Raw genomic sequence first — 10,450 nt, 5'->3', positions numbered from 1 at the left:
AAGCACTCAAGAATCCCACCCGTCAAACCGAAAGGTTCGGGCTTGCGGCTTTAGCCGTGGGAGTCTCAAAAAAGGCCCTTCCCGTTTGTAGGAAGAGCCTGAATAACACTATTAGATGACTAGACTTTTTCTGATGTTTCTCAAATATTTCGTACTCATGGCCCAGTGCAGATAATCGTTTACGTGGTCCGTAATCATGTTCTCTATATCCGGCTTGGTTTCCCATTCGACAAAGGTATACTTCGGCACAAAGATATCGGTCGCAGGCAAGGCCAGATCATATTTAAGAAGACAGATATTCAGCTGCTCCATTGTATGCCTCTTTTCATCCTTGTCACCAAAACAGATCGTCATAACGGATTTATGCTGCAGCTCCCTATGGATATGGCTGAAAAATGACTGGTAACTCTCCGGCACTTCTTCTGAGAAGGTTGGCAGAACAAAAATGAAGCCATCTTTCTCATTAAACTTTTTCAGTCCTTTTTCAGTCAAATTCCATTCGCCGTCAAGAGACTGATTGTACTTTTCCAGATCGATCAATTCAAATGAGGTGCTATAAGGCCGCTTCCCGATTTTTTTCAGGTACGGAAGAACGGTCTTTGCTACTGTCCGACACTCTTTCCATTTTTCTAAACCTAATACTACGATACCAATTCTCAGCATGTTACTGTCCCCTTTCAATCTAATGACGATTACTGATCATTGACTATATTAAGTATAAAGGCTACAGTAACTGTAGAGTCAAGGGGAAGGACTGATTATCTTATGAAGAAAAAGAACAGCCTCAGAATTGCCGAACTGGCTGAACTGGTGGACATCAATAAACGCACACTTCATTACTATGACGAAATCGGGCTCTTCTCTCCTGAATTCAAAGGAGAGAACGACTACCGTTATTATACGCTGAAACAAGTATTTGACTTGAGTCTGATTCTATCATTAAAGGAACTAAATATGCCTCTGGCTGAAATCAAAAAGGTCCTCTCCGGAGACTTTCATGATTTCAAGCTCTCTCTTCAGAGCAGGCTCAGTGATGTCGACCGCAAACTGGAGGAACTGGAACGCATTAGGCATACGATTGACAGAAAGCTTCACTACATCAGTATTGCTGAACGGCCGCATATGGAAGTTGAACTGATAAACTGCACGACGGACCACCTTGTTCTCAGCCATCCAATGGAAAATCGCTCTCCGACAGACTGGATCATGGATGCCATCGCCTTAGTTCATGACAAGGATCTGCACTTTCTTGCCAACAATGAATATGGCACCCTTATCAATGTGGATAAAAAGCTCGAGAATCCTTTTACTGAACAGTACGATTACTTCTATATCAAAGCCGCTTCGGCTGAATCAGCTACTCATACCAAACCAGCTGGCAGTTATCTTCGTATCGTCTTTCAAGGGCCTGAAGAAGAGCTGCATCAGCCTTACCAAAAACTGATCGATTTCAGCAGACAGCATACTCTGCCACTCGATGGCTACTTCTATGAACGTGCCCTGCATGATACCGTCCATGACAACCAGACGAATCTGATCACTGAAATACAAGTCAGGGTGAAAAGCGTTTAGGTCAGAAATCTGCTTTCTTCCTTCTGCTTATGCTACGACCTATATTCTTCAATATATAGTCAGCCAGACATCCTACTTTCGGAAAGTTGTCTGGCTTTTCTGCGTTCTGCTACATTACTTCACTAATATAATGCTACAATACAGATAACTTAATCCATACCACTTAACATGCAATCTAAAACCCGCTCACTTATTTCGATTGGCCTAATTGAAAAGAGGTCTGTAAGGAGAATTAACTATGAAAATGAAAAAACGAATCCTTCTGCTGTTAATTACAGTGGCTCTGCTAGCATCCATTGCTTATGTCAGTCTATCCATAATTGGAGATGAAGATGAAGGCGTACATGAAGAGGATGAGTCTGAGCTAGTAGAAGAACCTGTCCCTCAAGAAGAAATCAATAATATAGTCATCCTCGGAGACTCCATAGGCTCCGGTGTTGGTGACGAAGAAAGCTCCGGCATCGGTGACCGGTACCTCGAGTTAATGGACCGGGACGGTGATGAGACTTTGACCAATCTGGCCATATCCGGTTACACCAGCAGCCAGCTTTTCGACCTGATTGAAACGGGAGAAAACGATGCGACTATTGCTGAAGCGGATCTGGTTGTCATCTCTATTGGAGGAAATGACTTGAATCGTCTGGCTTTTCAAAGAGATTTGGATCTGCCCGTGGCCTTCCTAGACACACTTAATGCCTATCTGGACAATCTGGAAATCATTATTGGTGACATCCGAACGCTCAATCCGGAATCTCAAATTGCCCTTATCGGCTTGTATAATCCATACAGTCTGATCATTCCAGAATTGAGCGATTACCTTATTGAATGGAACGACGAAACCCGTTCGCTAGTAGAGTCACACCCTGATGCCACTTATGTCCCGACCTTTGATCTGTTCCAGGATCAGATGGAAAATTTTCTCTATGAGGATTACTTTCACCCAAATGAAGAAGGCTATCAGGCCATAGCTGAACAGCTCTATACTTTGATAAATTAGATGTTCAATTAATCGTTAGTAAAATTGATGTCCTGTGTAGCGAATAAAATGGAATAATCGAAAAGCTTAAAGGAATGACAACCTTGTCCACCCTTTGAGCTTTCTTTTTTTGAATAGGGGCTTAATAACCCAATCGTTCCATCATGAACTAATATCGTTCAAGCTCTTTCATTTGGCATCTCCCACCTTTTTTTGCATAATAGGAATTAGGAGGCGAGTCAATTGACAAAACAAACCTTATATTACAACGGAAAATGGCAGGATGCGCAGTCTGATGATTACGCAGACGTCATTAATCCGACAACTGAAGAAGTTATCGGTAAAGTAGTCAACGCCAATGAAGAAGATGTGAACCGTGCAGTATCAGCGGCCAAAGCAGCTTTTGATGACTGGAACACAACAGCCCCTTCCAAGCGTGCCGAGTATGTACAGAAGATTCTTGACGGCATCAAGGAACGTGAAGAGGAACTGATCGAAACGATGATCGAGGAACTCGGGACCTCACGACAGTTTGCCAAGAATACGCAAGTCGGCCTCGCCGAAAAAGAGATGGGCGCAACGCTTGAAGAAATAGATAACTTCTCATTCGAAGAAGAAGTCGACAATGCGACGGTGATCAAAGAGGGATATGGTGTCGTAGCCTGCATCACGCCTTGGAACTACCCGCTTAATCAGATTCAGAGAAAAATTACCCCTGCTCTTCTGGCAGGAAATACGGTTGTGGTGAAGCCACCTAACCTGACTCCCCTAACTGCTCTTCTATTAGCAGATATCGTAGATAAAGCCGGTCTTCCCGATGGTGTCTTCAACTTGATTACAGGTGACGGCAGCTCTACGGGTGACTACCTGACCAGTCATGAAGATGTATCCGTCATTTCATTTACAGGATCGACTAAGGTCGGTAAGAGCCTGTATGAAAAAGCGAAGACGACAGTGAAGCAGATTGTTCTGGAACTGGGCGGAAAATCACCTATGGTCTACCTTAAAGGTGGCGATCTGGAAATGGCTGTCAAAAATTCAGCCAATACCCTGCTTCATAACCAGGGACAGACCTGTTCAGCACTCTCACGTCTCTTAGTACCGAAAGACGAACTGGAACGAACTAAAGAAGTTATCAAGGACTATTATAAAGATATCAAAGTCGGTGATCCAAACGATGAAGACACTATGGTCGGTCCCATCGTTTCTGAAGATCAGATGGAAACTGTCCTGAATTATATTGAAAAAGGGAAAGAAGAAGGCGCAGAAGTTCTGGTCGGTGGTAATAAGCTGGACCGCAAAGGCTACTACGTTGAACCGACAGTCTTCGTCAACGTCACGAATGACATGACGATTGCTCAGGAAGAAATCTTCGGCCCAGTACTAGTCGTCATCACCTACGACTCAGTAGAGGAAGCGATCGAACTGGCCAATGACTCCATTTACGGCCTGTCCGGCGGAGTAGTTGGACCAAAAGACGAAGCCATAAAAGTCGCACGCAAATTGAAAACAGGTAACATCACCATCAACGACGGTGCCCGCACACCAAAAGCCCCATTCGGTGGATACAAACAGTCCGGACTCGGAAGAGAAAACGGATTGTACGGTGTTGAAGATTACCTTGAATTGAAGGCTATATTTAAATAAGTTAAGCTGTTCACCTCATATCCGCAGATATGAGGTGTTCCTTTTTATATTTAAGAACTCGGGAATGTCCCATATATCCAAGATATGGGACATTCGACCTTCCAGATTGCTACTCAATAGCTTATAACCCCGAGATATGAGGCATTGACCTACTCGAAAAGCTTCCCAACAGCTCATAAACCCATTATATGGTCTATTCGCGTGTCGACATCTTAGACATTTACTCAATTCTACTGCATCTTCATATAAAAACGGACCGTTCTTCGTAAAAAACAGAACGGTCCATTTCATTATTCATAAAATAACTATCTCTTCGAAGCCTGAATCAGTTCCCTGATCGTATCGGTTACTCCGTCGTGGAAGTCGGAGACGATTTTACTGCCGACGACGACTCCATCACCGTACTGGCTCAGGTCACGGACATGGTCGGGAGTCGTCACACCGAATCCGGCAAGGACTGGTTTGGATGTAAAGGTCTTGAGTTTTTCAATATACGGCCCGACCTCTTCACTGAATGTGGCCTGGGCACCCGTCGTTCCTTTGACTGTGACGGCATAGAGAAAGCCTTCCGTCCGTGCGCCGATCTTTTTTAACCGGTCGTCAGGGCTCGTCAGTGCGGCCAGTCGGATCAAGGCAATGCCTTTTTCTTTTACATGAGGAAAAATATGATCCTCTTCTTCCATCGGTAAGTCAGGAATGATGAGGCCGTCAACACCTGATTCCATACAGGCTTCCGCGAAGGCTTCAGTTCCGAAATTAATGATTGGATTGACGTAGGTCATAAGGATGATCGGGATCTCTCTCTTATTTCGAGTCGTTTTCAGCTGGTCGAGCACATCCTTTAACGAAACCTTATGTTCCAAGGCTCTGAGTCCGGCAGCCTGGATGGTCGGCCCATCCGCTACAGGATCGGAAAAAGGAATACCCAGTTCGATCGCACTTGCTCCCGCTTCTTCCAGAAAGGCAATACGGTCAGTCAGGACATCCAGTCCTCCGTCGCCTGCCATGATGTAAGGGACAAAGAGCTTGTCTCCTTTATCAAGTGTGGCCTGAAGTGTCTGTTCCAGTTTCTCTTTACCCATGGCTGTCTCCTCCTAGTCGTTCTTTTACAGTCGTCACATCTTTATCTCCTCTTCCGGACAGGCAGATAACCAGTGTCTCGTCTTCAGTCATTCCTTCAGCTATTTCTCTTGCGTAGTAAATGGCGTGCGCCGTCTCCAGAGCCGGAATGATTCCTTCCTTGCGAGATAGCAGCTTGAGCCCTTCTAAAGCCTCATCGTCCGTTATCCCTTTATAGGTTACGCGTTCTGTATCCTTCAGGAAGCTGTGCTCCGGTCCGATGCCAGGGTAATCCAGTCCGGCGGAAATGGAATAGGGTTCAGTGATCTGTCCGGCTTCATCCTGAAGCAGATAGGACATCATGCCATGCAGGACTCCGATTTTCCCGGCGCTCAACGTCGCGGCATGCTTGCCGGTTTCGATGCCTTTGCCTGCAGCTTCAGCGCCGAACAGTTTCACCTCTGAGTCGTTGACGAATGGGGCAAACATTCCCATTGCGTTGCTTCCTCCACCGACGCAGGCGACGATCGCATCAGGAAGTCGACCGGTGACCGCTTTGATCTGGTCCTTTGTTTCTTTACCGATCACACTCTGGAAATCGCGGACCATGGCTGGAAAGGGCTGCGGGCCGACAACTGATCCAATGATGTAGTGGGTGTCGTCTACATGAGCTACCCAGTATCTCAGAGCCTCATTGACCGCATCTTTCAATGTGCCTTCGCCTTGGTCGACACTGACTACTTCAGCACCGAGCAGTTCCATTCTGAAGACATTCAGTTCCTGACGGCGAATATCTTCCTTGCCCATGAAGACGATGCAGTCCAGACCTAAAAGCGCACACACTGTAGCAGTCGCTACGCCATGCTGACCGGCTCCTGTTTCTGCCACGACTTTCTTTTTACCCATCCGTTTTGTCAGAAGCGCCTGTCCCAGGGCATTATTGATTTTGTGAGCCCCGGTATGATTCAAATCTTCTCTTTTCAGATAGATTTGTGGCCCACCTAGTTCTTTTGTCAGCTGAGCTGCATAGGTCAATGGTGTCTGCCTTCCTACATAGTTGGTCAGATAGTCTTCCATCTCGTCAATAAAGGCCGGATCGTTTTTAGCTTCTTCATAGACTTGTTCCAGTTCAAGGACAGCCGGCATCAATGATTCCGGGACGAACTGACCGCCGAATTGTCCGAAATGTCCTTTTTTATGGGCTGTTTCTGTCATATTTTGTGCCATGGTCATCTCTCTTCCTCTCTATTACTGCTGTGTCTTGCTTTTCTGATAAATCGTCTTATTTTCTTAGTATCTTTTGTGCCGTCTGTTTCCACGCCGCTTGATACATCTACCCCCTGGGGCGACACGGCTTCGATCGCCGGACCGACATTTTCAGGCGTCAGTCCACCCGCCAGGATATACGGTAAACTTAAACTGGTGTCTTTGAGTCGGTTCCAGTCAAACGCTTCTCCGCTCCCAGGTTCTGGGCTGTCTATCAATAAAAAGTCTGAACAGTCCTGAAAATCGGAAGCCTCACCGAGTGAAGATATGGACAGGGCTTTAATGATTTTGCCATTGATTTGCCTACAGTAGTCCGAGCTTTCATCTCCGTGAAGCTGGGCATAGTCCAGACCGAGCGTCCGGCAGATCTGATTGACCGCTTCGACAGACTGATTTCTGAATACCCCTGCAGTTTTAATCGACCTGCCTTCTACAACTTTCAACACGCGTGATGCTTGTTCCAGTGTGACCTTCCGCCTGCTTTCTGCAAAGACCAGTCCGATCATATCAGCGCCCGATTCCACTGCAGCATGTGCCGCTTCTTCAGTTCGGATGCCACAAATTTTGACCAGCATCACGCTCACCTCTTTTAATAGAGAAGGGTCTGATTATGTCGGCTACATTATCAGACTTCATCAGCGTTTCCCCTACCAATACCGCTCGCGCCCCGGCTATCTCCACTCGTCTGACGTCTTCTCTCGTGAGCATGCCGCTCTCGCTGACTAGAACTACTTTTTCCGTATCGATTAATTGCGCCAGTCGCTCAGTTGTTTCAAGGTTTACGTCAAATGTCTTCAAGTTTCTGTTGTTTACGCCAATCAGTTTGGGACTCAGTGGACGTGCTCGTTTCAGCTCGTCTTCATTATGCACTTCAACCAGTACTTCCATACCTAAGCTTTCGGCATAATAATGCAGCTCTTTGAGCTTGTCATCTGTGAGTGCTGCAACGATCAGCAGGATAAGATCAGCCCCGTAGGCATACGCCTGGTCGATCTGAATGGGGTCGATAATGAAATCCTTGTTTAGAACCGGCAGAGAAACCGTCTCACTGATCTCCAGTAGATCCTGCATGCTTCCTTTGAAGAATGTCTGGTCTGTCAGAACCGACAGCATTGCGGCTCCCGCATCTCTGTAGGCGATCGCCTGAGTTCTGGGATCGAGCTGGTGATTGATTTCTCCCTTTGACGGGGAAGAGCGTTTGAACTCGGCAATAACTTGAACCTTTTCAGCCGTTCTGCAGGTCTTGTAAAATGAATGCAGCACCCGATTTCTTTCCGGAAAATGGGTTGGGTCCAGCTTTTTCAGCCGGTTGACTTCATTTTTCTTTTCTTCGAGTATCGTGTCCAGAATAGTCACTATCTGTCTCCTTTCCCGTAAGTGATCAGGTAGTCCAGAGCAGCCAAGGCACGTCCTGAATCGATGCTTTCTTCTGCCAGAATCAGTCCGTCCTGCGGGGTGGCTGCTTTTCCGCTGGCCATCAACCCCAATGCGGCATTAAGAAGTACAACGTCTCTTCGAGGCCCTTTTTCCCCTTCAAGAATGTTTCTCAAGACCCGGGCATTTTCTTCAGCGTCTCCGCCTCTCAGGTCTTCGTTTCGAGCACGCTTGAGGCCCAATTCTTCCGGTGACAGGTCGAACGGTTCTAGTCCGTCTTCAGTCACAAGGACGCAGCTGTTCGGTCCGCTTAAAGAGGCTTCATCCATGCCTCCGTGGCCATGGACGACGACGGCACGTTTTCTGCCGAGCTGCCTCAGGACCTGACCCACGTCGTGCAGGGCATCTTCCCTGTAGACTCCAATCAGTTGTGCAGATAAGTCGACCGGATTCGTCAAAGGACCGATCAGATTGAAAATCGTCGGGACGCCTAGGCGTTTTCGAGCAGGCATGACGGCTTTCATTGCGGGATGCACCTGCTGAGCAAACAGAAAGGCTATACGGTTTTTCTCAAGCAGCTCCGTCATTTCTTCAGGAGAAGCGGATAAATGGACGCCAAGCACTTCAAGCACGTCTGCACTACCCGTTCTGCTGGAAATGCTGCGGTTACCGTGTTTGGCGACTGTCACACCAGCACCGGCCAGAACGAAGGCACTCGTAGTACTGATATTGAAACTCTGTGACCCGTCTCCTCCAGTTCCGCAGTTGTCCATGACATCCGGGAGCTGGCGCGGCAGCTGAACGGCTACTTTCTGCATGACTTTCGCAAGTCCTGTCAGTTCATCTACCGTTTCTCCTTTAGTCCGCAGCGCCATGAGAAAGCCCGCTTTCTGCAGCTCGTCTACATTCTCATCAAAGAGCTGTGCACTGGCGGCTTCCATTTCCTCCAGAGACAAGTCCGATTGACTCGCCACTTTTTCAATGTACGTCTTCATGATGCACTCCCTACCTTTTCATCGACCAGATTCAGAAAGTTTCTGATTATCTGTCTCCCGTCAGCTGTTCCAATGGATTCCGGGTGAAACTGCACGCCATAGATGGGATAGGTCTGGTGTCTGACTGCCATGATTTCTCCGTCTTCTATCGATTCAGCCGTTATGTCCAGATTATCCGGCATGGTGTGTCTTAAAATGACCAGCGAGTGATACCGCATCACTTCGATTTCCTGACCCAATCCTTCAAACAGCTCTGTCTGATTATGAGTAATAAGTGCGGTCTTGCCGTGTTTGACCTCTTCTGCATGGCTGACGCTCCCGCCAAAGGCTTCACCGATAGCCTGATGTCCGAGACAGATGCCCAGAATCGGAATCTCAGCCTTGAATTCCCGGATAAGATCGATGCAGATGCCCGCTTCTGCCGGCGTCCCCGGTCCGGGCGACAGCACAATGGCTTTCGGTTTAAGGTTGCGGATGTCTTCAAGGGTCACTGCGTCATTTCGGACGACCATCACGTCTTCAAGTTCGCCAATGTACTGATACACGTTATAGGTAAATGAATCATAGTTATCAATGAGTAAAATCATTTTTGTCCCACCTCCAGAAGTGATTTTGCTTTATTCAATGTTTCCTGATATTCACTTTCAGGGTCGGAATCATAGACGATCCCGGCTCCTGCCTGTACATATGCTTTTTTATCCTTCACGACCATTGTCCTGATAGCCAGTGCCAGATCCAGATCCCCGTTCACGTTGATGTAGCCAACGGATCCCGAATACACCCCGCGCTGATAATCTTCCAGTTCGTTGACGATCTGCATGGCCCGGATTTTCGGAGCGCCTGAAACAGTCCCTGCCGGCAATGTTGTAATCAATGCATCCAGACCGCTCAGGCCTTCAGCCAGTGTGCCGCTGACCTCTGAAACGATGTGCATCACGTGCTGGAACCGTTCGACCGTCATGAATGTATCTAGAGAGATCGATCCGATTTCTGACACACGCCCCAGATCGTTCCGGCTCAGATCTACCAGCATCTTGTGTTCGGCCTGTTCTTTTTCATCAGACAGCAGATCAGCTGCGTACGCCTGATCTTCCTCTTCTGTTTTCCCTCTCGGCCGAGTCCCTGCGATTGGATTCGTCACGATCTGTCTGCCCGTCACTTTGATCAGACTTTCCGGTGAAGCACCCAGCACAGTGTACTGGTCGAAATCCACGTAGAACATATAAGGTGAGGGATTAGCCACTCTCAGTTTCCGGTAGAAGGTGAAGGCATCCACATCAAATTCAGCCTGCATGCGCTGAGAAAGGACTACCTGAAAAATATCTCCATCTACGATATACTGCTTGGCTTTCACCACGCGTCTCATAAATTCGTCCTTATCGACCGAAGCAGTGAACGTAAGAGGTGACAGCTCTTCCGTCTGTTCTTCTGATGGATTATTAATCATCTCTCTGATTGCTTTGATTCGTCTGTCCAGCTGTCTATCTGTAGAAAAGCAAAATAATCCAGCCAGTAAATGTCACTTTATTCCGGCAGTTTTATTTAAGAAAATGAGGCAATT

The 10,450-nt window shown here is 47.3% G+C and carries 11 protein-coding genes; 3 read left to right on the top strand and 8 right to left on the bottom strand.

Features of this window, described 5'->3' with window-relative positions; translation table 11 throughout:
• Positions 1 to 111: 111 nt before the first annotated feature.
• A complete protein-coding gene (locus tag ABFX15_RS01025) occupies positions 112 to 663 on the bottom strand; it encodes a hypothetical protein (RefSeq protein WP_346023702.1) in 552 nt (183 codons plus the stop codon).
• A 102-nt stretch (positions 664 to 765) separates the two neighbouring features.
• On the opposite strand from ABFX15_RS01025, the gene ABFX15_RS01020 reads away from it, so the two are divergent.
• From ABFX15_RS01020 to ABFX15_RS01010, 3 genes are all read left to right on the top strand, one after another.
• The gene (locus ABFX15_RS01020; protein WP_346023701.1) at positions 766 to 1,572 is read left to right on the top strand and encodes a MerR family transcriptional regulator; all 807 of its coding nucleotides are present in this window, start codon (positions 766 to 768) and stop codon (positions 1,570 to 1,572) included.
• Between the two features lie 238 nt (positions 1,573 to 1,810).
• On the top strand, positions 1,811 to 2,569 hold the full coding sequence (locus tag ABFX15_RS01015; RefSeq protein ID WP_346023700.1) for a GDSL-type esterase/lipase family protein: 759 nt from the start codon (positions 1,811 to 1,813) through the stop codon (positions 2,567 to 2,569).
• A gap of 222 nt (positions 2,570 to 2,791) precedes the next feature.
• Positions 2,792 to 4,195, top strand: coding sequence for an aldehyde dehydrogenase family protein (locus ABFX15_RS01010; protein ID WP_346023699.1), 1,404 nt, complete (start codon positions 2,792 to 2,794; stop codon positions 4,193 to 4,195).
• A gap of 305 nt (positions 4,196 to 4,500) precedes the next feature.
• Here ABFX15_RS01010 and trpA read toward each other — a convergent pair whose 3' ends face one another.
• The 7 genes from trpA to ABFX15_RS00975 are packed head-to-tail and all read right to left on the bottom strand — an operon-like array spanning position 4,501 to position 10,336.
• Complete coding sequence (gene trpA, locus ABFX15_RS01005) at positions 4,501 to 5,277, bottom strand: tryptophan synthase subunit alpha (RefSeq protein WP_346023698.1); 777 nt, start codon at positions 5,275 to 5,277, stop codon at positions 4,501 to 4,503.
• Positions 5,270 to 6,469 carry a tryptophan synthase subunit beta gene (gene trpB / locus ABFX15_RS01000; RefSeq protein ID WP_346023703.1) on the bottom strand — a complete coding sequence of 400 codons (1,200 nt, stop codon included), beginning with the start codon at positions 6,467 to 6,469 and terminating at the stop codon, positions 5,270 to 5,272. Before trpB ends, trpA begins: the two co-directional genes overlap by 8 nt.
• A 14-nt stretch (positions 6,470 to 6,483) precedes the next feature.
• Positions 6,484 to 7,095: a phosphoribosylanthranilate isomerase gene (locus ABFX15_RS00995; RefSeq protein ID WP_346023697.1), complete on the bottom strand. Its 612-nt coding sequence runs from the start codon at positions 7,093 to 7,095 to the stop codon at positions 6,484 to 6,486.
• Positions 7,064 to 7,876 (bottom strand): indole-3-glycerol phosphate synthase TrpC, encoded by an 813-nt coding sequence (gene trpC, locus ABFX15_RS00990; RefSeq protein ID WP_346023696.1) that lies wholly within the window; start codon positions 7,874 to 7,876, stop codon positions 7,064 to 7,066. The genes ABFX15_RS00995 and trpC overlap by 32 nt, the downstream gene beginning before the upstream one ends.
• Positions 7,876 to 8,889 carry an anthranilate phosphoribosyltransferase gene (gene trpD / locus ABFX15_RS00985; RefSeq protein ID WP_346023695.1) on the bottom strand — a complete coding sequence of 338 codons (1,014 nt, stop codon included), beginning with the start codon at positions 8,887 to 8,889 and terminating at the stop codon, positions 7,876 to 7,878. Before trpD ends, trpC begins: the two co-directional genes overlap by 1 nt.
• Positions 8,886 to 9,476: an anthranilate synthase component II gene (locus ABFX15_RS00980; protein WP_346023694.1), complete on the bottom strand. Its 591-nt coding sequence runs from the start codon at positions 9,474 to 9,476 to the stop codon at positions 8,886 to 8,888. The genes trpD and ABFX15_RS00980 overlap by 4 nt, the downstream gene beginning before the upstream one ends.
• Positions 9,473 to 10,336, bottom strand: coding sequence for an anthranilate synthase component I family protein (locus ABFX15_RS00975; protein ID WP_346023693.1), 864 nt, complete (start codon positions 10,334 to 10,336; stop codon positions 9,473 to 9,475). Before ABFX15_RS00975 ends, ABFX15_RS00980 begins: the two co-directional genes overlap by 4 nt.
• Positions 10,337 to 10,450 lie beyond the last annotated feature (114 nt).

This window comes from Alkalibacterium indicireducens (assembly GCF_039522005.1).
Taxonomy (GTDB): domain Bacteria; phylum Bacillota; class Bacilli; order Lactobacillales; family Carnobacteriaceae_A; genus Alkalibacterium; species Alkalibacterium indicireducens.
The sequence above is the reverse complement of the archived record's forward strand: the minus strand, read 5'-3'. Positions and strand labels throughout refer to the sequence as shown.

What these genes read in the sequence shown, in the direction of transcription:
- ABFX15_RS01015 (WP_346023700.1), top strand. Translation starts at nt 1,811, where the DNA reads ATGAAAATGAAAAAACGAATCCTTCTGCTGTTAATTACAGTGGCTCTG.
- ABFX15_RS00980 (WP_346023694.1), bottom strand. Translation starts at nt 9,476, where the DNA reads ATGATTTTACTCATTGATAACTATGATTCATTTACCTATAACGTGTAT.
- ABFX15_RS00975 (WP_346023693.1), bottom strand. Translation starts at nt 10,336, where the DNA reads ATGATTAATAATCCATCAGAAGAACAGACGGAAGAGCTGTCACCTCTT.
- trpA (WP_346023698.1), bottom strand. Translation starts at nt 5,277, where the DNA reads ATGGGTAAAGAGAAACTGGAACAGACACTTCAGGCCACACTTGATAAA.
- ABFX15_RS00995 (WP_346023697.1), bottom strand. Translation starts at nt 7,095, where the DNA reads ATGCTGGTCAAAATTTGTGGCATCCGAACTGAAGAAGCGGCACATGCT.
- ABFX15_RS01025 (WP_346023702.1), bottom strand. Translation starts at nt 663, where the DNA reads ATGCTGAGAATTGGTATCGTAGTATTAGGTTTAGAAAAATGGAAAGAG.
- ABFX15_RS01020 (WP_346023701.1), top strand. Translation starts at nt 766, where the DNA reads ATGAAGAAAAAGAACAGCCTCAGAATTGCCGAACTGGCTGAACTGGTG.
- trpB (WP_346023703.1), bottom strand. Translation starts at nt 6,469, where the DNA reads ATGACAGAAACAGCCCATAAAAAAGGACATTTCGGACAATTCGGCGGT.
- trpD (WP_346023695.1), bottom strand. Translation starts at nt 8,889, where the DNA reads ATGAAGACGTACATTGAAAAAGTGGCGAGTCAATCGGACTTGTCTCTG.